Here is a 21,547-nt window from a genome sequence, read left to right on the forward strand (position 1 = left end):
CTCAATCGAGGAATGCCGTGCACGACATCCTAAACTATCTGATCCACCTTTTTCTGGCTGCGGTGCTGCTGGTGATCTTTTTTGTGATCTATACGCGCTTCACGCCGTATAACGAAGTACTGCTGATCCGCCAGGGCAACCAGGCCGCAGCGCTGTCGCTGGGCGGCGCCATGCTGGGCTTTTCCGCCACCATCGCCTCGTCCCTGATGCATACGGCCGATTACCAGCAGTTTTTTGCCTGGGCTTTCGGTGCGATGGTGGTGCAGCTGCTGGCCTATATGGTGGCCACGCGTTTGCTGCGCATGTCCAAAGACCAGATCGAATCGAACAACAGCGCCTTTGGCGGCCTGCTGGCAGCCATTTCGCTGTCGATCGGCGCCATCAACGCCGCCTGCATTTCCTGACCCCATACTTGCAAGGACTACCATCATGAGCCTCGGCAGCTTTATCAAGAAGCAGTTTATCGATGTATTGCAATGGAACGAAGAGGTCGACGGCGTACTGGCCTGGCGCTTTCCGATGCAGGACTTCGAGATCCAGAACGGCGCCATCCTGAACGTGCGCGAGTCGCAGGTGGCGGTGTTCGTCAACGAAGGCAAGATCGCCGACGTGTTCGGCCCCGGCACCCACAAGCTGACCACGCAAACACTGCCGCTGCTGACCAACCTGAAAAACTGGGACAAGCTGTTCGAGTCGCCTTTCAAGTCGGACGTGTATTACTTCAGCACCCGCGTGCAGACCGGCCGCAAATGGGGCACGCCGCAGCCGATCACCATCCGCGACAAGGATTTCGACATGATACGGGTACGTGCCTTCGGCATGTATTCGTACCGCATTGCCGACCCGCGCACCTTTTTCACCGAAATTTCCGGCACGCGCGAAGTCTATACGCGCGATGAAGTCGAAGACCAGCTGCGCGGCATCCTGATGGCCAGCATGGCCAGTTCGCTCGGCAGCGCCAACCTGCCCTTCCTCGACATGGCAGCCAACCAGACGCTGATGGCGCAGCAGGTCAAGGGCGACCTGGCGCAGGCGTTTGCCCGCTATGGCGTGGGCCTCGACGAATTCAATGTGGCCAGCATCAGCCTGCCCGAAGAGCTGCAGGCAGCGCTGGACGCACGCATCTCGGCCGGCATGAAAGGCAGCCTGGGGGCAGACAAGTTGAGTGGCTACACGCGCTTCCAGACGGCCGACGCGATCCCGCTGGCAGCGCAGAACGAAGGCGGCATGGCCGGCATCGGCGCCGGCATGGGTGCCGGATTGACCATCGGCCAGGTGATGGCGCAGGGCATGGCGCAAGGCATCGGTAATCCTGCGCAGCAGCCGGCCCCGGCGGCGCCACCGGCACCAGCCGAGGAACCGATCGAAGCGCGCCTGGAAAAGCTCAAGGGCCTGCTCGACAAGGGCCTGATTTCAGCGGCCGACTACGATGGCGCCAAAGCTGAACTGCTGAAAAAACTGATCGGTTAAGCGCCACCGCATGCAAACTGTTTCCTGTCCCAGCTGCGGTGCGGAAGTCCATTTCCGCTCGCACGCTTCCGTGCTCGCCGTCTGCGAGTACTGCCACAGCACCCTGCTCAAAGACGCTGAATCGGTCAAGAATCTCGGCACCATGTCGGCCGTGCTGGAAGACTACACGCCGATCCAGGTCGGCACGGCCGGCGTGTTCGATGGCGTCCATTTCACCGTGGTCGGGCGCATCCAGCAGCGCTATGCGGCCGGTACCTGGAACGAGTGGTACGTACTGTTTGACGACGCCAGCACGGCCTGGCTGGGCGACTCGTCCGGCCTGTACACCATGACGCGCGAACGCAAGGCAACCGGCGCCCTGCCCGCCTTTGCCGAGCTGGTGGCGGGCCAGCGCTACAACATCAACGGCGAGCCCTATACGGCCGCCGAAGTGCGCAGCGGCGAGTGCATCGCCGGCCAAGGCGAGCTGCCGTTCAAGGTGGGCAGCGGCTGGCGCATCCAGGTTGCCGATTTCCGAAATTACGCCAGCTTCCTCACGCTCGACTATACCGACGGTCCACAGCCGTTGGTGTACCAGGGCGTGGCCGTGACGCTCGACGGCATGCAATGCCAGCTGCTGCGCGACCCCGATGCGATTGCCGCGAGCAGCGGCAAATATCGCGGCAAGCTCGATGCACTCGATTGCCCATCGTGCGGCAGCGGCATCAAATATGTGCCGGGTGCGGCCGCACAGCTGATCTGCCCTGCCTGCCACGCTCAGCTCGACGCCACAGGCCCGCAGGCGCAGGTACTGGCCAAGGGCCAGCAGGCGGAAGATGAAGCAGACAGCAGCCTGGAACTCGGTGCCACGGCAAAGATCGACAATGTCGTCTTCACGGTAATCGGCATGATGCGCCGCGAAGACGATGAGGGCACCGAGTGGAACGAGTATCTGCTGTATGGCGCGCAGGCCGGCTTTTTCTGGCTGGTGGAAACCGATGACGGCTGGTCGCGCTCGACCGTACTGCCCAACTGGCCCACCTGGGAGTCCACTTCCGCCGAGCGCTGCACGCTCGATGGCGCCACCTTCGCCAAGCTGTACGACTATGGCTCGAAGGTCACTTATGCGGCCGGCGCCTTCAACTGGAAAGTGGCGGTCGGCGACAGCACCCACGTGTATGAATTCGAGCAGGGCCAGACCCGCCTGGCCGCGGAAATCACCAGCGAAGAGATGACCTGGTCACGCTCGATACCGGTTGCCTACGATCAGCTGGCAGCGTGGTTCGGCGCTGCGTTTTCGGGCGGCAGCGGCGCCGGCACGCCGGTCAAGCTCAGTCATCTGGGCGTGGCCAAGATCTTTATCATCATCACGCTGGTACTGAACGCCATTCCGCTGTTCGTGTCGTTTTCCAGCACCATGCTGTGGAGCCTGATCGGCTGCCTGGCGCTGTTCCTGCCGGCCCTGTTCCTCGATAAAAATGAAAAGCCATGAGTAAATATGTGATCTACGCGCTGATGGTGACGTTTTCCGTTACGGCCGCCAACTGGGTGCGCATGTTCAAGGTGGCCGGCAGCGGCAGCAGCGGCGGCTCCAGCTGGAGTTCGCGCACCGGCAGTGGCGGCGGCAGCTATGGCGGCGGCTCGAGCGGCGGCAGCCACAAATAAGCATGACCGCCACGCCGCATCTGCCTTTGGGCACCCATCTGCTGGCCGACCTGTCGGGCGTGGCGCCTGCGCGCCTGGTCGACTGCAGCCAGATCGAACAGCTGCTGCGCGAGGCGGCGCAGGCGGCCGGTGCGCAGGTACTGCATGGCCACTTTCACAGCTTTGGCCCTGGCATGGGCGTGACCGGCGTGCTGCTGCTGGCCGAGTCGCATATTTCGCTGCATACCTGGCCCGAGCACGGCTTTGCCGCCATCGATATCTTCATGTGCGGCGCGGCCCAGCCGCAGCGCGCGCTCGACATCATTATCGATGCGCTGCAGGCTACCGGCTGCGCCGTGCAAAACGTGCGGCGCGCGCCCGCTGGCTGACTGGCGCCCGATCGCTTACACTGTCGCCTCACCGTCTACCGTCAGCCGCCATGCGCCGTACTCTATTTGCCCTGCCCCTGCTGCCTATGCTGTTGCTGGCCACCGCCTGCAGCGACTATACGGCGCCCAGCCTGTATGACGCCACGCCCGAGTGCAAAACGTGGATCGACGGCTCGCGCTTCGAGCTGCCGCGCGGTATCAGCATCTATGCCACGCCGCCCACCACACTGAAAGATGGCGGCACCGAACTGGCGCTGATCTTTACGCTGCCGATCGGCACCCAGGCCAGCTTTACGCGCTTGTCGTTCCTGCTGGAAGAACCAAAGAAGGAGCCGTTTGCCGCCGCCAAAGTGACCACCATCTACCAGCGCGGCATGAACCAGAAGGCGGAAATCGTCGACGTGATCGAGCAGCTGCCGATCATGTTCTCGGCCGTTGGCAACAGCACCGAAACCCAATGGCGTTTGCGCCTGCAGCTGCCGCGCCAGCTGCCACCACGCTTTGACCTGTCGATGCCCGACATGCTGGTGGCCGGCAAGCGCTATCCGGTGCGCACGTTTACGTATCGCTACTTTGACGAGCGCAAGGCATATGGGATGTGCCGGTAGCTTATCAGCCGCGCCAACGATGTTGTCGGATTACGGCCTGCGGCCTCGGCGGCCCCGCCTAATCCGACCTACGCGACTACGCATGATACATAATCAATACCACCGACATTAAACAGCATCGTAGGTCGGGTTAGCCGGAACGGCGTAACCCGACACCACCACACCGCCACCAGACACCGCCACCAGCAAAAAAAAAGCAGCCCGAAGGCTGCTTTTTTAAACTGCACTGCAAATTAATGCTTGCGCAGCTTCTGGATCGCGGCCAGTTGCGCAATCGCGCTGGCCAGCTCGGCTTGCGCTTGCGCGTAGTCGATGCCCGAATCCTTGTTGTGGATATTTTCTTCTGCCAGCTTCTTCGCTTCCAGCGCTTTCGCTTCGTCGAGGTCGTGACCGCGGATCGCGGTATCGGCCAGGACGGTCACGGTATCCGGTTGCACTTCGAGCAGACCGCCGGCAACGAAGACGAACTCTTCTTCAGCCTGGCCGACTACCTTGATGCGGACCGCGCCCGGACGGATGCGGGTAATCAAAGGCGTATGGCGTGGGTAGATACCCAGCTCGCCCTGTTCACCCGGCAACGCGACGAATTCTGCTTCACCTGAAAAAATCAGTTCTTCAGCGGAAACCACGTCAACGTGAATTGTGTGTGCCATGTGTGTCCTATCGGGTTGAAGAACCCCGCCCGGAGGCGGGGTTAGGCCCAAACTTAATATTAGTTAAGTTTCTTGGCTTTTTCGATTGCTTCGTCGATCGTGCCGACCATGTAGAACGCTTGTTCCGGCAGGTGATCGAGTTCGCCCGAAGCGATCATTTTGAAGCCCTTGATCGTGTCTTTGAGCGAAACGTATTTACCTGGCGAACCGGTAAACACTTCAGCAACGTGGAAAGGCTGCGACAGGAAACGCTGCATCTTACGTGCACGGGCAACCAGCAGTTTGTCTTCCGGTGCCAGCTCGTCCATGCCCAGAATCGCGATAATGTCACGCAATTCCTTGTAGCGCTGCAGCGTCGTTTGCACGGCGCGCGCGGTGTCATAGTGCTCTTGACCAACGATCAGCGGGTCCAGCTGGCGCGAGGTCGAGTCCAGTGGGTCCACTGCAGGGTAGATACCCAGCGAAGCGATGTCACGCGACAGTGCAACGGTCGAATCCAAGTGAGCAAAGGTGGTAGCAGGCGACGGATCGGTGTAATCATCGGCTGGAACGTAGACGGCCTGGATCGAGGTAATCGAGCCGGTTTTGGTCGACGTGATACGCTCTTGCAGACGGCCCATTTCTTCAGCCAGGGTTGGTTGGTAACCCACAGCCGACGGCATACGACCCAGCAGTGCCGACACTTCGGTACCGGCCAGCGTAAAGCGGTAGATGTTGTCGACGAAGAACAGAACGTCTTTACCTTCGTCACGGAACGATTCAGCGATCGTCAGGCCGGTCAGCGCAACGCGCAGACGGTTACCTGGCGGTTCATTCATCTGACCGTAAACCATCGCCACTTTGGAGTTCTCTGGATTTTCCAGGTCAACCACTTTGGCGTCAGCCATCTCGTGGTAGAAGTCGTTACCCTCACGAGTACGCTCACCCACGCCGGCAAACACGGACACGCCGCTGTGTGCCTTGGCGATGTTGTTAATCAGTTCCATCATGTTCACGGTCTTGCCTACGCCAGCGCCGCCGAACAGACCAACTTTACCGCCTTTTGCAAACGGGCAAACCAGGTCGATCACCTTGATGCCGGTTTCCAGCAGTTCTTGCGATGGCGACAGTTCGTCGTACGCAGGAGCGGTGCGGTGGATCGAAGCGATCTGTTCGTGCGATACAGGACCGCATTCGTCGATCGGGTTACCCAGCACATCCATGATGCGACCCAGGGTTGCTTTACCGACTGGCACCATGATAGGTTTGCCGGTGTTCTGGATCATCATGCCGCGGCGCAGGCCGTCGGACGAACCCAGAGCAATGGTACGGACAATGCCGTCACCCAGCTGTTGTTGTACTTCCAGGGTCAGCTCGGAGCCTTCCATTTTCAAGGCATCGAATACCTTGGGCATCGCGTTGCGTGGAAACTCAACGTCCACCACAGCGCCGATACACTGAACGATTTTGCCATCAGCCATGTTCGTTCCTTCAATATAGTTAAATTCGTTTAAACCGCAGCCGCACCGGCAACGATTTCGGAGAGTTCTTTGGTAATCGCGGCTTGACGGGTTTTGTTGTAGACCAGCTTCAGTTCGCCGATCACACTACCCGCGTTGTCGCTTGCAGCTTTCATCGCAACCATCCGTGCCGATTGCTCGGACGCCAGATTTTCTGCGACTGCCTGGTACACCAGCGCTTCTACATAGCGCTCCAGCAATTCGTCGATGATGCTTTGTGCATCCGGCTCGTAGATGTAATCCCACGAGTGTGCGCTCTTGTCGGCGACCATTTTGTCGGCCGTCAATGGCAGCAGCTGTTCGACCACTGGTTCCTGCTTCATCGTGTTGATGAACTTGGTGTAGCACAGGTACACTGCATCGAGCTTGCCCGCCTGGAACTCTTCGAGCATGACCTTGACAGGTCCGATCAATTTGTCCAGATGGGGCGTATCACCGGTTTGAATGGCAGAGGCGACGATCTTGACGCCGATGCGATTCAGAAAACCCAGACCCTTGTTACCGATGGCGACCGCTTCAATCTTGTTGCCGGCGGCTTCGAGCTCGCGCGACTTGGACGTCACCTGGCGCAAGATGTTGGTGTTCATGCCGCCGCACAGACCCTTGTCGGTCGTGACAACGATGAAACCCACAGCTTTTGCTTCCGTACCCTGGGCAGCTGCCAGGAACGGGTGCGTGTATTCCGGATTGGCGTTCGCCAGATTGGCGGCGATATTACGAATCTTGTCACTGTAGGGACGGGCGGCGCGCATACGATCCTGCGCTTTGCGCATTTTCGATGCGGCAACCATTTCCATCGCCTTGGTGATCTTCTTCGTATTCTCTACGCTCTTGATCTTGCCTCGTATCTCTTTGCTTGATGCCATGAGTCCTTACTCCTTCTGCGCGTAGGGCGGCGCCTCACTCAAAGGTGGGCGCCGCCTGGCCGCTTAATATGCGCCGGATTTCTTGAAATCAGCAATGGCCGCCGACAGAGTTGCTTCGCTGTCTTTGTCGAGTTGCTTGGTTTCTTCGATCTTGGCCAGCAGAGCAGCTTGCTTGGTCTTCATGTAAGCATGAACGCCAGCTTCAAACGACAGCACTTGCTTGACTGGCACGTCGTCCATGAAGCCCTTGTTCACCGAGAACAGCGATACGGCCATCAGCGAGATCGACAGTGGCGAGTATTGGGCTTGCTTGAGCAATTCCGTTACGCGTGCACCACGGTCGAGCTGCTTGCGGGTCGATTCGTCCAGGTCCGATGCGAACTGTGCAAATGCAGCCAGCTCACGGTATTGCGCCAGGTCGGTACGGATACCGCCGGACAGGTTTTTGATGACCTTGGTCTGGGCGGCGCCACCGACGCGCGATACGGAAATACCGGCGTTAATTGCAGGACGGATACCGGCGTTGAACAGCGAGGTTTCCAGGAAGATCTGACCGTCGGTAATCGAAATCACGTTGGTTGGAACGAATGCCGAAACGTCGCCAGCCTGGGTTTCAATGATCGGCAGTGCCGTCAGCGAACCAGTTTTGCCGGTGACTTCGCCATTGGTGAAGGCCGACACGTAGTCAGCATTCACGCGTGCTGCGCGTTCGAGCAGGCGGCTGTGCAGGTAGAACACGTCACCTGGGTACGCTTCGCGACCTGGTGGACGGCGCAGCAGCAGCGAGATTTGACGGTAAGCAACAGCTTGTTTCGACAGATCGTCATACACGATCAGTGCATCTTCACCGCGGTCACGGAAGTATTCGCCCATGGCGCAACCCGAGTACGGCGAGATGTATTGCATGGCGGCCGATTCCGAAGCGGAAGCAGCAACAACGATGGTGTATTCCATCGCGCCGTGTTGTTCCAGCGAGCGCACGATGTTCTTGATCGACGAGGCTTTTTGGCCAATCGCGACGTAGATACATTTCATGCCCTGGCCTTTTTGATTGATGATCGCATCAATCGCCACAGCCGATTTACCGGTTTGACGGTCACCAATGATCAGTTCGCGCTGGCCGCGGCCAACTGGAACCATCGCATCGATCGACTTCAGGCCGGTTTGCATTGGTTGCGAAACGGACTCACGGGCGATCACGCCCGGTGCGATTTTTTCAATCGCGGCCGTCATCGTCGTTTCGATGGCGCCTTTGCCGTCGATTGGCTGGCCCAGTGCGTTGACGACGCGGCCCAGCAGGGCAGGACCAACTGGTACTTCCAGAATGCGGCCGGTGCACTTGACCGTGTCGCCTTCGGAGATGTGCTCGTAAGCACCCAGAATCACGGCACCAACGGAGTCGCGCTCCAGATTCATGGCCAGGCCAAAGGTGTTGCCCGGGAATTCCAGCATCTCGCCTTGCATTACGTCCGACAGACCGTGGATGCGGCAGATACCGTCGGCCACGGAAATAACCGTGCCTTGGTTACGCACTTCAGCGCCGCCGTCAAGACCTTGGATCCGGCTCTTGATCAACTCGCTGATTTCAGATGGGTTGAGTTGCATACTAACTCCTAAAATTGTTTCTCTCAGCTTGCGCGAGGGGTAAGGGTCTGTCTAAGCTGGCCTGCCGAAGCGCGCGTCTTGCGACACGTTTCACGAGGCGTTTTACGACACCAGTGCAGCGTGCAGTTGCTGCAATTTGGCGCGCACCGAAGTATCGAGCACCTGGTCGCCAACAACCACGCGCACGCCGCCGAGCAGCGATGGATCCACTGTGACGGCAGGGTTGAGCTTACGACTGAATTTCTTTTCCAGCGTTGCGACCAGCTCGGCCGTTTGGCCTTCGCTCAGATCGAAAGCGCTCGTGATCTCGGCGTCAGCCGCACCTTCCACACTGTTTTTCAGTGCATGGAATTGCGCGCCGATTTCCGGCAGCAGGCTGATGCGGCCATTTTCGATCAACATCGTGACGAAGTTTTTCACTTCTTCATTGAGCGGCGATTTCAACAACGACAGGATAGTGGTGGTAACGTCGCTTTCCGAAACTTTCGGATTGCGCGCGTACGCTTGCACCTCGGGATGGCTACCGATCTGGGCCAATTCGGACACCAGTTCGGACCATGCCGCGAGGCTGCTGGACTCCTTACCTGCTTGGGCTACGCGGAACAAAGCTTCCGCGTAGGGACGGGCGACGGTTGCGAGTTCTGCCATGATTACAGCTCGACAGCAAGACGCTGCAACATTTCGGCGTGAGCCGCTTGATTTACTTCGCGCTTCAAGATCTGCTCAGCACCCTTGATCGCCAGGTCAGCCACCTGAGCGCGCAATTGTTCGCGTGCTTTCGACAGTTGCTGCTCGGCGTCCGACTGGGCTTGCGCAATGATACGCGCAGCTTCAGCTTGTGCATTTTGCTTGATCTCTTCAGCAACCAGCTGCGCGCGCTTTTCAGCGTCCGCAACGCGTTGCGAAGCTTCTTCACGTGCACCGTTCAATGCCTCTTGCGCACGCTTTTCAGCGACTGCCATCGAAGCCTGACCTTGATCGGCCGCAGCCAATCCATCCGCGATTCGTTTGGCACGCTCATCCAGCGCCGTGTTCAGCGCTGGAAATACGAACTTCATCGAGAACCAGACCAACACCGCGAAGGTGATCATCTGGCCGATGAGCGACATATTGATGTCCATACCTTTGCTCCTGACTAAAAGTTTCTCCTAGGGTTGGAGCGAATTACTGAGCAACAGCGGTCAGAGCCGACAGGAACGGGTTAGCGAACGTGTACAGCAGAGCGATACCAACACCGATCATCGAGATAGCATCGAGCAGACCAGCGATAACGAACAGTTTGGTTTGCAGTTGTGGCATCAGTTCTGGTTGACGTGCCGAAGCTTCCAGGAACTTGCCACCCAAGATAGCGAAGCCCAAAGCGGTACCGATTGCGGCCAGGCCGATGATGATTGCTGCTGCCAGAACGGTCATGCTTTGTACTTGTGCGATCAGAGCTTGCATAAAATTCTCCTAAATTTAAAAACGAAAGGTACTAAAAAAACAAAATATAAAGTTGCTGATTAATGCTTCTCAACCGCAAGGCTCAGATACACAACCGTCAACGCCATAAACACAAAAGCTTGCAAAGTTACAATCAAGATATGGAAAATTGCCCATGGACCACCCAACGCCCACTGTGCCCACCAAGGCAACAACGCGATCAAGATGAAAATCAGCTCGCCGGCATACATATTGCCGAACAGTCGCAGCGACAGGGAGATCAGTTTTGCAACCAACTCAACCATTTGCAGCAAGAAATTAACTGGTGCCAACAGGATCGTACCGATGATGCCGCTTGCATGGAACGGTGCCGTGAACAGCTCCTTGATCCAGCCGCCCAGGCCCTTGGCCTTGACCGAAAACGCGATAATGCACAGAACTACCGAGAACGACATTGCAAAAGTGTGGTTCACGTCGGCCGTTGGCACCACGCGCAGCTTGTGTACACCGAACCAGCTCAATACTTTTGGCAACAGGTCAACCGGCAGGAAGTCCATTGCGTTCAACAACCAGACCCACACGAAAATCGTGATGGCCAGTGGCGCGATGATCTTGCTTTTGGCGTGAAAAGCGCCATGAATGGTCTCATTGACCATTTCCATGATCATTTCAACGAAGTTTTGCAGCTTGCCAGGAACACCAGCGGTTGCGCGGCGCGACGCCATATAGAAAACGGCCAGGAAAACAAAGCCCAGAATCGCCGACACCCAGAAAGTGTCGAGGTTGAAGGCGCCGTCGGCGCTTTTCAGGTGGGCCAGATGGTGGCTGATGTATTCTGTGGCGTTAGCCGGGGCAGCATGGCCCGCTTCAATAGCGTGTTCTGTGGTCATAATGAATTTAGATTTGTCGTTTCAAGGCAAAACTGGCCCCAAAACCAATGATTAAACAGCGAGCAATGAAAACCAGTATGCTAAGGTTGCCACCGCGAAACCCAAGATCAGCCATAACCAGGCGGCCGACTGAAACAACACCAGTGCCAATATAAACAGCACCGCTGTGATAAATATTTTCACCATCTCCGCGCGAACGTGCGCGCGAAATGCCTTTTTGGCGTCGCTTGACCCGCTGACGACCAGCATGGCGTAGACCAGGCTGCCGATGACGGCGATGCCGCCGCCGCATGCTGCGGACCAGCCTTTGACACTGCCGCCGAAAAACAGGGTAACAGTGGCAAAACTGATGGCAATTGCTAGCTGCAAGGCAACTACTTTGTAGACTGGTTTGGCAATGTTTTGCTTAGAATCACTCAATTACCAGTTCCCAGGAAAAAGCTACACACGCAAAGACACGGGATTATAGTTGGCTTTGATATACAGAGTCAAACGCTCACGCACCGCTGCAGCGCGTTTGCTGCATGAAACAGACGCTTTACCGACACTTCACTGCGCTTTGCACCAACATATGGCAAAGCCGCTTGTCCAGCGGCTTTGCCTCATGTTATCAACTGGCTATTCAAGCACGTGCTTAAGCATGTATTTAAGCACGTAAGCGACTGAGCACGCCATCCAGTACGTCAAGATCGGCAAAATCGATCACCAGCTGACCGCGCCCCTTGCTGCCCATCTTGAAGACCACCGGCGTTGCCAGGGTGTCAGACAGCTCTTCTTCCAGGCGCGCGATATCGCCCGACTTTTCTTTTACACGCGGTTCGACGGGATTAGACGCTTCTTCCTGCGTCCGGTTCACCAGTTTTTCCGTTTCCCGCACCGACAGGCGTTTGGCCACCACCTGGTTGGCCAGCGTGATTTGGGTGGCAGCATCGACTGCCAGCAGGGCGCGTGCATGGCCCATGTCGATATCGCCGGCCATCAGCATGGTTTGCACTGGCATCGCCAGGTTCATCAGCCGCAACAGGTTCGACACAGCACTGCGCGAGCGTCCCAGCGCAGTGGCCGCTTGCTCATGCGTGAAACTGAAGTCGGAAATCAAGCGGTGGATGCCTTGCGCCTCTTCCAGCGGGTTCAGGTCTTCGCGCTGGATATTTTCAATCAGCGCCATGGCGGCGGCAGCCAGATCATCAACATCGCGTACCAGTACCGGTACTTCGGTCAGGCCGGCAATCTGCGAAGCGCGGAAACGGCGCTCGCCAGCGATGATTTCATATTTAATAACACCGCTCAGGGTGTCCTGGCCGATCGGGCGCACCAGGATCGGCTGCATCAAGCCCTGCGCCTTGATCGAGGCGGCCAGTTCGTTCAGCGCGCCTTCGTCCATACGCGTGCGCGGCTGGTATTTGCCGGCTTGCATTTGTGATACCGGCAAGTTGCTCGGTTGGTTCTGTTCGGGCGCAGCCATGTCGCCGCCGCCCAAGAGGGCGTCGAGCCCACGGCCAAGGCCTTTTAATTTTTTGGTTGCCATGCTATCTCTTTACATATGTTTGATACGTTCAACCATCTCTGCGCCAAACGCGATATACGCCTGCGCGCCTTTCGAGCTCGGATCGAACGTCACGCCGGGCACGCCATACGATGGCGCTTCGGCCAGGCGCACGTTGCGCGGGATGATGGTCTTGAAGACCTTGTCGCCGAAGTGCTGTTCCAGCTGGGCCGACACTTGTTGTGATAATGTCATGCGCGGATCGAACATCACGCGCAGCAGACCGATGATCTTCAATTCCTGATTCAGGTTGGCATGCACCTTCTTGATAGTGTTGACCAGGTCGGACAAGCCTTCGAGCGCATAGTACTCGCACTGCATCGGAATGATCACGCCATGCGCAGCGCACAGGCCGTTCAGGGTCAGCATCGACAATGCCGGCGGACAGTCGATCAGGATGAAGTCGTAGTCGGCGTCGACTTCGGCCAGCGCATCCTTCAGGCGACGCTCGCGGTTATCGAGTTCGACCATCTCCACTTCGGCGCCGGCCAGTTCGCGGTTCGACGGCAGCACATCGAAGCGCCCTGCTTCCGAACGCTGGCGTGCCGTCTTGACATCGGACTCGCCCAACATCACTTCATAGGTCGATGCTTCCAGACCAGCCTTGTTGATGCCGGCGCCCATGGTGGCATTACCCTGCGGGTCGAGGTCAACCAGCAGCACGCGCTGGTTCAGTTTGGCCAGTCCGGCCGACAGATTGACGCTCGTTGTGGTTTTACCAACACCACCCTTTTGATTTGCTACACAAAAAATTTTGGCCATGTATCTTCTATTTTTTAATAAACACCAACAAATTCGATTCGCCCGGCATCTCCACCGAAACGATGTATACTATTTATACTGAATAAATCATTTATACTATTTATACGGTTAATACTATTTATATGGTTTATACCGTATAAACGATTTATATGATTTATATAGTTATTTCAAACTCTTGCAATAAAGACCAGATGACGCTCTGCATTCAGCCCTGGCACCGTGATCTGGCGTAGCTCTGTGACTTTCCACTCTGCTGGCAGTCGCTCGCGCTCGTCTGGCGGCGCCACCCCTTTCAGGGCAATGAATTGGCCGCCCTCTTCCAGCACATGGCCCGACCAGTTGACGAAGTCGGACAGGTCGGCAAAAGCGCGCGAGGTGATCACATCGAACTTTTGCTTCACTTCCAGCTGCTCGACGCGCTTGGTGTACACCGTAACGTTAGCCAACCCCAGTTCAGCCTTCACTTGCGTCAGAAACGCGGTTTTCTTGTGGACCGTGTCGATCATCGATACCTTGACGTCGGGCCGGGTAATGGCCAAGACCATGCCAGGCAAGCCGCCGCCGGCGCCTACGTCCAGTACATGCTTGGCATCGGCAAACGCCGGCACGGCAGCCAGCGAATCGAGCACATGCAGGGTCAGCATCTGCAGCGGATCACGGACCGAGGTCAGGTTATAAACACTGTTCCACTTGGCCAGCAGGGCCAGGTAGTCGAGCAGCTTTTCCACCTGTTCCGGCGTCAATGCCAGGCCCAGTTCCTTGATGCCGTCATTCAAAATCGGGGCCAGTGCGGCCCGGTCAAACTGCTTCATTCAACAACCTCATCCTTGATTTGTGTTTGTGCGGCGCCGAAACCACGCTTTTTCAGGTGGACCAGCAGCAGCGAAATGGCTGCCGGCGTGACGCCGGAAATGCGCGAAGCCTGGCCCAGCGTTTCAGGGCGCTGCTTGTCGAGTTTCTGGCGTACTTCCACCGACAGCGCACTGATATCGAGATAGTTGAACCCTTCCGGCAAGGCCAGGTTTTCATAGTGCTCGTGACGCTCGATTTCCTTGCTCTGGCGCTCGATATAGCCGGCATACTTGAGCTGGATTTCCACCTGTTCGCGCACGGCGGCGTCATCCACGCCAGGGCCGGCCAGCGACTGGCCTTCCATACCCGTCATGCTCATCAGGGTGTCGTACGCCACGTTCGGACGGCGCAGCAGGTCGGCCAGCGAGTATTCGCGCTCGATCGCCTGGCCCACGATGCGCTCGGACTCGGCCGCGGCCAGGATGCGCGGATTGACCCACGTGGAACGCAGGCGCTCCAGCTCCACCGCCACGGCTTCGCGCTTGCGCTCGAACGCTTCCCACTGTGCATCGCCCACGCAGCCCAGGGCGCGACCGATTTCGGTCAGGCGCATGTCGGCATTGTCTTCACGCAGGCTCAAGCGGTATTCGGCGCGGCTGGTAAACATGCGGTATGGTTCCTGCACGCCTTGCGTGATCAGGTCATCGACCAGCACGCCCAGATAGGCTTCGGAGCGGGCAGGCGTCCACGAGTCCTTGCCTTGCGTCAGCAACGCCGCATTGATGCCGGCCAACATGCCCTGCGCTGCCGCTTCCTCGTAGCCGGTGGTGCCGTTGAGCTGGCCGGCAAAGAACAGACCCGAGATCGCCTTGGTTTCCAGCGACGCCTTCAGGCCGCGCGGATCGAAATAATCGTATTCGATGGCATAGCCCGGGCGCAAGATATGCGCGTTTTCCATGCCCTTCATCGACTGTACCAGCGCAATTTGCACGTCAAACGGCAAGCTGGTGGAGATGCCGTTCGGGTAGAACTCGTGCGTGCTCAAGCCTTCGGGCTCGAGGAAAATCTGGTGCGATTCCTTGCTTGAAAAGCGATGGATTTTGTCTTCGATCGACGGGCAATAGCGTGGGCCGACACCTTCGATGACGCCTGTATACATCGGGCTGCGGTCGAGGCCGGCGCGAATGATGTCGTGCGTCTGGCTGTTGGTATGCGTGACCCAGCAAGGTACCTGGCGCGGATGCATCGCGGTATTGCCCATGACGGAAAACACCGGCACCGGATCGAGGTCACCGGGCTGCTCCTGCATCACCGAAAAATCGATGCTGCGGCCATCAATGCGTGGCGGCGTACCGGTTTTCAGGCGCCCTTGCGGCAGCTTGAGTTCCTTCAGGCGGCTCGACAACGAGATCGCTGGTGGATCACCGGCACGGCCGGCAGCGTAGTTATTGAGGCCCACGTGGATCTTGCCATCGAGGAAGGTCCCGGCCGTCAGCACCACGGCGCGCGCCAGGAACTTCAGGCCGATCTGCGTCACGGCGCCGACCACGCGGTCGCCCTCAACCATCAGGTCGTCAACAGCCTGCTGGAACAGCCACAGGTTGGGCTGGTTTTCCAGGCGCTCGCGGATGGCGGCCTTGTACAGGATGCGGTCGGCCTGGGCGCGCGTGGCGCGCACGGCAGGGCCTTTGGAAGAGTTGAGGATACGAAACTGAATGCCCGATTCATCGGTAGCAATCGCCATGGCGCCGCCCATGGCGTCGACTTCCTTGACCAGATGGCCTTTGCCGATACCACCGATGGACGGGTTGCACGACATCTGGCCCAGGGTCTCGATATTATGGGTAAGTAACAGCGTCTTTTGTCCCATGCGGGCTGACGCGAGGGCCGCCTCGGTACCGGCGTGACCACCACCGACAACGATAACGTCGAATTCAGAAGGAAATAACATAAGTAATCAGTAAAGTGCGCAGTAAAAGTGCGCCATCAAAAGTGCACAGTAACAATGCGGGTGAAAAATGCGGGGATAGGGTTCGATTATAGAGTCTTTTTGCCGTCGTAACCTTGGGCAGCCAATTATTTGCTTAATTTTTACTCAGCCATGTATTGGCTGGATCAACGCTCCACGTGAAACAGCAGTTTATCTGTCGACGCTATCGTTATCTTTATCATGGATGGTTTCACGTGGAACCATGCGATAGCGTGGAAACGGGAGTAAGCTAGGTTGTCCATTTGCAGGAGCGATGATGTCCAATTTCCAGTTCCGTACTGTTCCTATCCTGATTAACGAAGTCGGTGCGGCCAACCGACTGGGCGAGCTGATCGCGCAACACTTCCCCAGCGTCCGACGGGTGCTGCTGGTAACCGATGCGGGCTTCCTGCGCACCGGACTGGTGGAGCAACCCATGCAAAGCCTGCGCGATGCAGGACTCGAAGTGCAGATCTATTCGGATGTACAGGCAGACCCGCCTGAGGCCGTCGTGCTGTCCGCCGTGGAAACGGCCAGATTGTTTCACGTGGAACTGGTGATTGGCCTGGGTGGTGGCAGCTCGATGGATGTCGCCAAACTGATTGCCGTGCTGGCGCCAGGTACCCAAACACTGTCAACCATGTACGGTATCGGTAATGTGCAGGGTTCCCGTATGCCGCTGGTACAGCTACCGACTACAGCGGGTACCGGATCGGAAGTCACTAACATTTCCATAGTCACCACCGGCGCCACCAGCAAGATGGGCGTGGTGGCGCCCCAACTGTATGCCGACCTGGTCATCCTCGACGCCAGCCTGACGCTGGGCTTGCCCGCCGCCGTGACGGCCGCCACCGGCATCGATGCGATGGTGCATGCTATTGAAGCCTATACCAGTCGCCATCTGAAAAATCCGCTGTCCGATATGCTGGCCTTGCAAGCGCTGTCACTACTATCTGAGAACCTGCTGCCCGCCTGCCGCGATGGTCAGAACATGGCAGCACGCCAGGCCATGCTGCTTGGTGCAACGCTGGCGGGCCAGGCGTTTTCCAATGCACCGGTGGCAGCTGTGCATGCGCTGGCCTATCCGATCGGCGGCCAGTTCCACGTGCCACATGGTTTATCGAACGCACTGGTGCTGCCGCATGTGCTGCGCTTTAACCTGCGCCACGCTACCGAACAATATGCACAACTGGCCAGCGTAGTCGCGCCGCTGGCCACCGGCAGCAACGAAGCCCGCGCGCAGGCACTGGTAGCCACGCTGGAAGAACTTGCCGATGCAACCGGCATTGCACGCACACTGGGTGAGGTCGGGATTGTCGCTGCCGACCTCGATGCACTGGCCAAAGCCGCCATGCTGCAGACGCGCTTGCTTGGCAATAACCCGCGACCTGTTGCGCGCGAGGACGCCTTTGCGATTTATCTGGCTGCTTTGTGAACCGGCTAACCGAATGGTGTTCACTGCCTGTTAAACTGACTGCATGACAGAGTCCATGATTCCCATCCACCCCGACGCCACGGTATTTCCATACTCGGGCTGCGCCGGCTGCCACGACAGTGCGCCGCTGGCGTTCGAGTTCGAGTATGCCTACCAACCCATCGTCGACCTGGCCATGCGCAGTATCTACGGCCATGAAGCGCTGGTGCGCGGCCCGAATGGAGAAAGTGCCGCCAGCGTGCTGGCACAGGTGACGGATGCCAACCGCTACCGCTTTGACCAGGCCTGTCGCGTCAAGGCCGTTGCCGGTGCGGCCAGGCTGGGCATGCAGGGCTATCTGTCGATCAACTTCCTGCCCAATGCCGTCTACCGGCCTGAAGTATGCATCCGCAGCACCTTCGAAGCTGCACGCCAATATGGTTTTCCCACCGAGAAAATCATCTTTGAAGTGACGGAAGGCGAGCGCGTGATGGACCGGCCACACCTGGTCAATATCTTCCGCGAATACCGGCGCTTCGGCTTCCAGACCGCCATCGACGATTTTGGCGCCGGTTATGCCGGCTTGAATCTGCTGTCCGAATACCAGCCGGACATTATCAAGATCGATATGGACCTGGTGCGCCAGATCGACACCCATGCCCCGCGCCAGGCCATCGTGCGCGCCATTACGGCCATGTGCGCGGAACTCAATATCCGTGTGCTGGCCGAAGGCATCGAAACTGCCGGCGAACGCGATTTCCTGGCCAGCTGCGGCATTTCGCTGATGCAGGGCTACTGGTTCAGCAAACCGGTATTCCAGGGACTGGGGCAGATACCCGAGCACGCTTGGGCGTAAAAAATGGCCACGTGAAACGTGGCCATTTTTTATGCCCTGCCGTTTCAATCGGGAACGTTGACGGTTGCCCCCGTGAGGCTGATGAGATTGCCAGCTATCGGTGTCGCTGCAATCGCCGGCAAGTTGGCGTTGCTGATCGGTACCGATGCGCTGCTGCGTACCTGTGTGCGCACCACCTGCGATGCCGGCAAGGCCTGGCCCGTGCGCAGGTGTGCATACATGGCGTCGAGTGCACGGAACAGATAGACATGCAGCGGCACCACCTGCGTGGGCAAGGCGCTGGCAAACGAATCAAAGTGGTTGGCATTGGTCACTTCGATATAGCGCAGCTTGCTGCCAACGCCCTCCACCACCGCATTCAAGCCCAGATAGGCGCGCGAGGCGTGATTGACCGGGATCAACGTATCGCTGCGACCCTGCACGATAATGGCCGGCTTGCCGCGCAGATTGCCGCTGGCCTGAACCTCGGCCACGCCGGCGCGCACGCGCTGGCTTTGCGCCGCCAGCGTCCCCTGCAAAGCGGCGCCGGTTACCGGATCGACGCCGGTGGCCAGGCTGCGCAGGCACAGGAAACCGTCAAGCGACTGGTCAGCCAGATTGCTGGAAGGCGATACGCCAGCGGTGTAGACTTTGGCGCCGCCGACCGCGTCCTCATACACCACATTGCCGACGATGCCGTTTTGCGCCGCAAAACTGGCCGCCTTTTGCAGCGCACTTATGGCGACCGGACTGCCGTTGGCGTCGGTCTGAGCAAAGCTGAAACCACAGACGCGGTCGCTGACGGAAAATTTGCCGTAGGCATAGGCATACGTCACTGCCACCAGGATATTGGTGCCCGCATGCGAAACTTGTAGCGCATCGGATGCTGGCAGCCAGCCATACGCCTGCAAGCGCTTGAGCGCATCCTGCTGCTGCGTCGCCAGATCACTGCCGTTCAGCAGGCCCTTGGCCACCAGCGCCGTGCAGCGACCAGCATTGCCGGCACTTGAGGCCAGGCAGGGCTGGTACAGCGCCGCATAGGTGCTGTAGTCGAACAGCGAACGCCCTGCCCCAGTTACCACAGCCCCACCCTGGCGCACACTGTAGGCCGTCGACGGCGACGGCTGGATTTGCGGTTCGCTGGCCGCCACGCCGCTGATCAGGCCCTTGGTATCGAGCTGAGCCGCCAGCAAGGCGGCGCCGGCGCCGTTGGAAATGCTCGACGCAATCGTGATGGTGTTCTTTGGCGTCAATCGCACCAGGTGCGACTGGCCATCACGCGCTGTTGTCCCGTAGCGCTCGTTGAGCACATAGTAGGCAAATTCGACCGCCTGCAAAGTTACCTTGCCCCATTCCCTCTCGGGATTCTGCTGCGAGTGGGCATGCTTGAACGCCAGCCGGTTCGGATAAGCGCTGGCATACGCCTGGCGCTGCGCGTCCGACAGGTCGGGTGCAAAGCTGGCATTCCTGCCGGCGGCCACGCGTCCGGCGCGCACGCCGTTTTGCAGGTTGACGCCGTCGTCATCAAACGTATACAGGCCGGTGCCGGAACCCTTGTCGGCGTACGCCACGGCGCAACCGTTTTTCAGACCCCACTCGCCAGCGCTGCCGATGGCGCCATAGATGCCGCGCGAGCCGCTCGAGGTGCCCGTCACGATACAGGCGCGCTCGGGATTGAAACTTGCTGGCACCTGCACCATCAGCGTGACGTTCTGCCTGCCGCTGCCATCGTCGGCATAGGCACTATATTCGCTGCCGGCCACCAGGCCTTCGCCAGTGCCGGCGTTGCCAGCCGCATCAACGTTCGGGCCATAAAAAGTGCCATAACCGCTGTTGGCAGCAATATCGAGCACGGCGCGGTAATTGGCGTGGATGGCGTTGCGGCGCAATTCGGCCAGCGTGGGATTACCGGGATCGGCATAAGCGGGCGCTGCCGCAGCCAGCCCCGTCTTGCCCAGGCCCGCCGTCAGCAGGTCATTGCTCCTGCCGTCGTAGTCGGTGCGCGTGATTGCGCCCAGGTAGGCTGGTACGGCATTGAGGTCTTCCGCCGTATGGTCGCTGCCGCAGCCGGCCAATGCCAGCAAGGTACTCAAACCGGCACCGCTACGCATTATGTGTTTTCTCATGGTCTCCTCCTGACGGATGTTGTAAAGCGGACGCCCAATAAAAAACGCCGGACGATTCGTCCGGCGCTGGTTGCTGCATCAGGCGGTGGGCTTGGCCGCCCTGTTGCCGAAGCGGGCGATGGCCTCGCCCACAATGCCGCGCCGGAACATCAGCACGCAGATCACAAAGATAATGCCGGTCACAATGCCCACCGATTCACCCAGCGTGCCAAACCACTCGACACCGGTATGGCTGGCCAGGAACAGGCCGACATCACCCAGCTTGTTTTCCAGCGCAATAATCAGCACCGCGCCGATAATCGGGCCGGCCAGCGTGCCCATGCCGCCAACCAGCGTCATCAGCACCACCAGGCCCGACATGCCCCAGTACACATCGGTCAGGGTTTCAAAACCCAGCACCAGTGTCTTGGTGGCGCCGGCCAGCGCCGCCAGCGAAGCGGACAGCACAATGGCCATCAGCTTGTACTTGTTGACGTCGTAGCCCAGCGAGATGGCGCGCGGCTCGTTTTCCTTGATGGCTTTCAGCACCTGGCCAAATGGCGAATGGATGGTACGCACGATCAGCGCAAAGCCGGCAATAAAAATGGCCAGCACCAGGTAGTACAGCACCGTGTCGTTGCCCAAGTCGATAGTGCCCAACAAGGTTCCACGTGGAACACCCTGCAAGCCATCTTCACCACCGGTAAATGGCAGGCGCAAGGCCAGGAAATACACCATCTGCGCCAACGCCAGCGTGATCATGGTGAAGTAGATGCCCTGGCGGCGGATCGCCAGGCCACCCATTACCAGTCCCAGAAAAGCGCCGGTGGCGACACCGGCCAGCAGGCCCAGTTCGGTCGGCCAGCCCCAGGTGCGCAGCGCATAACCGGTCACATAGCCGGCGCCGCCAAAGAACGCCGCATGGCCGAACGACAGCAAACCGGTATAGCCGATCAGCAAATTGAAGGCACAGGCAAACAGCGCAAAGCACAGCAGCTTCATCAGGAAGACCGGGTAACCGTAAAACGGTGCGGCCAGGGCGAGCGCCAAAGCGATCGCGTAGCCAACTTTTTTATTCATCGTGGTAGCTCCAATACAT

The 21,547-nt window shown here is 58.6% G+C and carries 23 protein-coding genes; 8 read left to right on the plus strand and 15 right to left on the minus strand.

Annotated elements, in window-relative coordinates; all coding sequences use genetic code 11:
- The first annotated feature begins 17 nt into the window (after positions 1 to 17).
- Genes GCM43_RS21255 through GCM43_RS21275 form a run of 6 tightly spaced genes read left to right on the plus strand, consistent with a single transcriptional unit; the run spans position 18 to position 4,090 of the window.
- Positions 18 to 404 carry a DUF350 domain-containing protein gene (locus GCM43_RS21255; protein WP_152247887.1) on the plus strand — a complete coding sequence of 129 codons (387 nt, stop codon included), beginning with the start codon at positions 18 to 20 and terminating at the stop codon, positions 402 to 404.
- A gap of 25 nt (positions 405 to 429) precedes the next feature.
- Positions 430 to 1,470: an SPFH domain-containing protein gene (locus GCM43_RS21260; RefSeq protein ID WP_152247888.1), complete on the plus strand. Its 1,041-nt coding sequence runs from the start codon at positions 430 to 432 to the stop codon at positions 1,468 to 1,470.
- Positions 1,471 to 1,480: 10 nt separating this feature from the next.
- Positions 1,481 to 2,941, plus strand: coding sequence for a DUF4178 domain-containing protein (locus GCM43_RS21265; RefSeq protein WP_152247889.1), 1,461 nt, complete (start codon positions 1,481 to 1,483; stop codon positions 2,939 to 2,941).
- Positions 2,938 to 3,114 carry a hypothetical protein gene (locus GCM43_RS25875; RefSeq protein ID WP_175539277.1) on the plus strand — a complete coding sequence of 59 codons (177 nt, stop codon included), beginning with the start codon at positions 2,938 to 2,940 and terminating at the stop codon, positions 3,112 to 3,114. Before GCM43_RS21265 ends, GCM43_RS25875 begins: the two co-directional genes overlap by 4 nt.
- Before the next feature lie 2 nt (positions 3,115 to 3,116).
- Positions 3,117 to 3,482 (plus strand): adenosylmethionine decarboxylase, encoded by a 366-nt coding sequence (gene speD / locus GCM43_RS21270; protein ID WP_152247890.1) that lies wholly within the window; start codon positions 3,117 to 3,119, stop codon positions 3,480 to 3,482.
- A gap of 50 nt (positions 3,483 to 3,532) precedes the next feature.
- Complete coding sequence (locus tag GCM43_RS21275; protein ID WP_152247891.1) at positions 3,533 to 4,090, plus strand: hypothetical protein; 558 nt, start codon at positions 3,533 to 3,535, stop codon at positions 4,088 to 4,090.
- Positions 4,091 to 4,323: 233 nt separating this feature from the next.
- Here GCM43_RS21275 and GCM43_RS21280 read toward each other — a convergent pair whose 3' ends face one another.
- The 13 genes from GCM43_RS21280 to mnmG all read right to left on the minus strand — a co-directional run bounded on the left by GCM43_RS21280 (position 4,324) and on the right by mnmG (position 16,076).
- Positions 4,324 to 4,743: a F0F1 ATP synthase subunit epsilon gene (locus tag GCM43_RS21280; RefSeq protein ID WP_065307860.1), complete on the minus strand. Its 420-nt coding sequence runs from the start codon at positions 4,741 to 4,743 to the stop codon at positions 4,324 to 4,326.
- 59 nt (positions 4,744 to 4,802) lie between these two features.
- Positions 4,803 to 6,203 (minus strand): F0F1 ATP synthase subunit beta, encoded by a 1,401-nt coding sequence (atpD, locus tag GCM43_RS21285; protein WP_152247892.1) that lies wholly within the window; start codon positions 6,201 to 6,203, stop codon positions 4,803 to 4,805.
- Between the two features lie 29 nt (positions 6,204 to 6,232).
- Positions 6,233 to 7,108, minus strand: a complete 876-nt coding sequence (atpG, locus tag GCM43_RS21290; RefSeq protein ID WP_152247893.1) for a F0F1 ATP synthase subunit gamma — start codon at positions 7,106 to 7,108, stop codon at positions 6,233 to 6,235.
- Positions 7,109 to 7,171: 63 nt separating this feature from the next.
- Positions 7,172 to 8,713, minus strand: coding sequence for a F0F1 ATP synthase subunit alpha (atpA, locus tag GCM43_RS21295; RefSeq protein WP_152247894.1), 1,542 nt, complete (start codon positions 8,711 to 8,713; stop codon positions 7,172 to 7,174).
- A gap of 102 nt (positions 8,714 to 8,815) precedes the next feature.
- Positions 8,816 to 9,361 carry a F0F1 ATP synthase subunit delta gene (locus tag GCM43_RS21300; protein WP_152247895.1) on the minus strand — a complete coding sequence of 182 codons (546 nt, stop codon included), beginning with the start codon at positions 9,359 to 9,361 and terminating at the stop codon, positions 8,816 to 8,818.
- Positions 9,362 to 9,363: 2 nt separating this feature from the next.
- Entirely contained in the window at positions 9,364 to 9,834 is a 471-nt protein-coding gene (locus GCM43_RS21305) for a F0F1 ATP synthase subunit B (RefSeq protein ID WP_152247896.1), read from the minus strand.
- A 43-nt stretch (positions 9,835 to 9,877) separates the two neighbouring features.
- A complete protein-coding gene (gene atpE / locus GCM43_RS21310) occupies positions 9,878 to 10,156 on the minus strand; it encodes a F0F1 ATP synthase subunit C (RefSeq protein ID WP_071080009.1) in 279 nt (92 codons plus the stop codon).
- 59 nt (positions 10,157 to 10,215) lie between these two features.
- Positions 10,216 to 11,025, minus strand: coding sequence for a F0F1 ATP synthase subunit A (gene atpB / locus GCM43_RS21315; RefSeq protein ID WP_152247897.1), 810 nt, complete (start codon positions 11,023 to 11,025; stop codon positions 10,216 to 10,218).
- A gap of 51 nt (positions 11,026 to 11,076) precedes the next feature.
- Positions 11,077 to 11,445, minus strand: coding sequence for an ATP synthase subunit I (locus tag GCM43_RS21320; RefSeq protein WP_152247898.1), 369 nt, complete (start codon positions 11,443 to 11,445; stop codon positions 11,077 to 11,079).
- A 226-nt stretch (positions 11,446 to 11,671) separates the two neighbouring features.
- On the minus strand, positions 11,672 to 12,553 hold the full coding sequence (locus tag GCM43_RS21325; protein ID WP_152247899.1) for a ParB/RepB/Spo0J family partition protein: 882 nt from the start codon (positions 12,551 to 12,553) through the stop codon (positions 11,672 to 11,674).
- Between the two features lie 9 nt (positions 12,554 to 12,562).
- Positions 12,563 to 13,333 (minus strand): ParA family protein, encoded by a 771-nt coding sequence (locus GCM43_RS21330; protein WP_152247900.1) that lies wholly within the window; start codon positions 13,331 to 13,333, stop codon positions 12,563 to 12,565.
- A gap of 167 nt (positions 13,334 to 13,500) precedes the next feature.
- On the minus strand, positions 13,501 to 14,145 hold the full coding sequence (gene rsmG, locus GCM43_RS21335) for a 16S rRNA (guanine(527)-N(7))-methyltransferase RsmG (protein WP_152247901.1): 645 nt from the start codon (positions 14,143 to 14,145) through the stop codon (positions 13,501 to 13,503).
- A complete protein-coding gene (mnmG, locus tag GCM43_RS21340; RefSeq protein WP_152247902.1) occupies positions 14,142 to 16,076 on the minus strand; it encodes a tRNA uridine-5-carboxymethylaminomethyl(34) synthesis enzyme MnmG in 1,935 nt (644 codons plus the stop codon). The genes rsmG and mnmG overlap by 4 nt, the downstream gene beginning before the upstream one ends.
- Before the next feature lie 295 nt (positions 16,077 to 16,371).
- Here mnmG and GCM43_RS21345 point away from each other — a divergent pair, with 295 nt between their 5' ends.
- Both GCM43_RS21345 and GCM43_RS21350 read left to right on the plus strand, forming a co-directional pair.
- Positions 16,372 to 17,529 (plus strand): iron-containing alcohol dehydrogenase, encoded by a 1,158-nt coding sequence (locus tag GCM43_RS21345; RefSeq protein WP_152248001.1) that lies wholly within the window; start codon positions 16,372 to 16,374, stop codon positions 17,527 to 17,529.
- A gap of 43 nt (positions 17,530 to 17,572) precedes the next feature.
- The gene (locus GCM43_RS21350) at positions 17,573 to 18,364 is read left to right on the plus strand and encodes an EAL domain-containing protein (protein WP_226929601.1); all 792 of its coding nucleotides are present in this window, start codon (positions 17,573 to 17,575) and stop codon (positions 18,362 to 18,364) included.
- Positions 18,365 to 18,408: 44 nt separating this feature from the next.
- On the opposite strand, the gene GCM43_RS21355 is transcribed toward GCM43_RS21350, so the two are convergent.
- Together GCM43_RS21355 and GCM43_RS21360 are read right to left on the minus strand one after the other, a co-directional pair.
- Complete coding sequence (locus GCM43_RS21355) at positions 18,409 to 20,469, minus strand: 3-hydroxybutyrate oligomer hydrolase family protein (protein WP_152247903.1); 2,061 nt, start codon at positions 20,467 to 20,469, stop codon at positions 18,409 to 18,411.
- Positions 20,470 to 20,547: 78 nt separating this feature from the next.
- On the minus strand, positions 20,548 to 21,528 hold the full coding sequence (locus GCM43_RS21360; protein ID WP_152247904.1) for a branched-chain amino acid ABC transporter permease: 981 nt from the start codon (positions 21,526 to 21,528) through the stop codon (positions 20,548 to 20,550).
- Between the last annotated feature and the right edge of the window lie 19 nt (positions 21,529 to 21,547).

It is taken from the genome of Janthinobacterium aquaticum (assembly GCF_009208565.1).
Classification (GTDB): domain Bacteria; phylum Pseudomonadota; class Gammaproteobacteria; order Burkholderiales; family Burkholderiaceae_D; genus Janthinobacterium.

What these genes read in the sequence shown, in the direction of transcription:
- GCM43_RS21260 (WP_152247888.1), top strand. Translation starts at nt 430, where the DNA reads ATGAGCCTCGGCAGCTTTATCAAGAAGCAGTTTATCGATGTATTGCAA.
- GCM43_RS21265 (WP_152247889.1), top strand. Translation starts at nt 1,481, where the DNA reads ATGCAAACTGTTTCCTGTCCCAGCTGCGGTGCGGAAGTCCATTTCCGC.
- GCM43_RS25875 (WP_175539277.1), top strand. Translation starts at nt 2,938, where the DNA reads ATGAGTAAATATGTGATCTACGCGCTGATGGTGACGTTTTCCGTTACG.
- speD (WP_152247890.1), top strand. Translation starts at nt 3,117, where the DNA reads ATGACCGCCACGCCGCATCTGCCTTTGGGCACCCATCTGCTGGCCGAC.
- GCM43_RS21275 (WP_152247891.1), top strand. Translation starts at nt 3,533, where the DNA reads ATGCGCCGTACTCTATTTGCCCTGCCCCTGCTGCCTATGCTGTTGCTG.
- GCM43_RS21280 (WP_065307860.1), bottom strand. Translation starts at nt 4,743, where the DNA reads ATGGCACACACAATTCACGTTGACGTGGTTTCCGCTGAAGAACTGATT.
- atpD (WP_152247892.1), bottom strand. Translation starts at nt 6,203, where the DNA reads ATGGCTGATGGCAAAATCGTTCAGTGTATCGGCGCTGTGGTGGACGTT.
- atpG (WP_152247893.1), bottom strand. Translation starts at nt 7,108, where the DNA reads ATGGCATCAAGCAAAGAGATACGAGGCAAGATCAAGAGCGTAGAGAAT.
- atpA (WP_152247894.1), bottom strand. Translation starts at nt 8,713, where the DNA reads ATGCAACTCAACCCATCTGAAATCAGCGAGTTGATCAAGAGCCGGATC.
- GCM43_RS21300 (WP_152247895.1), bottom strand. Translation starts at nt 9,361, where the DNA reads ATGGCAGAACTCGCAACCGTCGCCCGTCCCTACGCGGAAGCTTTGTTC.
- GCM43_RS21305 (WP_152247896.1), bottom strand. Translation starts at nt 9,834, where the DNA reads ATGGACATCAATATGTCGCTCATCGGCCAGATGATCACCTTCGCGGTG.
- atpE (WP_071080009.1), bottom strand. Translation starts at nt 10,156, where the DNA reads ATGCAAGCTCTGATCGCACAAGTACAAAGCATGACCGTTCTGGCAGCA.
- atpB (WP_152247897.1), bottom strand. Translation starts at nt 11,025, where the DNA reads ATGACCACAGAACACGCTATTGAAGCGGGCCATGCTGCCCCGGCTAAC.
- GCM43_RS21325 (WP_152247899.1), bottom strand. Translation starts at nt 12,553, where the DNA reads ATGGCAACCAAAAAATTAAAAGGCCTTGGCCGTGGGCTCGACGCCCTC.
- GCM43_RS21330 (WP_152247900.1), bottom strand. Translation starts at nt 13,333, where the DNA reads ATGGCCAAAATTTTTTGTGTAGCAAATCAAAAGGGTGGTGTTGGTAAA.
- rsmG (WP_152247901.1), bottom strand. Translation starts at nt 14,145, where the DNA reads ATGAAGCAGTTTGACCGGGCCGCACTGGCCCCGATTTTGAATGACGGC.
- mnmG (WP_152247902.1), bottom strand. Translation starts at nt 16,076, where the DNA reads ATGTTATTTCCTTCTGAATTCGACGTTATCGTTGTCGGTGGTGGTCAC.
- GCM43_RS21345 (WP_152248001.1), top strand. Translation starts at nt 16,372, where the DNA reads ATGTCCAATTTCCAGTTCCGTACTGTTCCTATCCTGATTAACGAAGTC.
- GCM43_RS21350 (WP_226929601.1), top strand. Translation starts at nt 17,573, where the DNA reads ATGACAGAGTCCATGATTCCCATCCACCCCGACGCCACGGTATTTCCA.
- GCM43_RS21355 (WP_152247903.1), bottom strand. Translation starts at nt 20,469, where the DNA reads ATGAGAAAACACATAATGCGTAGCGGTGCCGGTTTGAGTACCTTGCTG.
- GCM43_RS21360 (WP_152247904.1), bottom strand. Translation starts at nt 21,528, where the DNA reads ATGAATAAAAAAGTTGGCTACGCGATCGCTTTGGCGCTCGCCCTGGCC.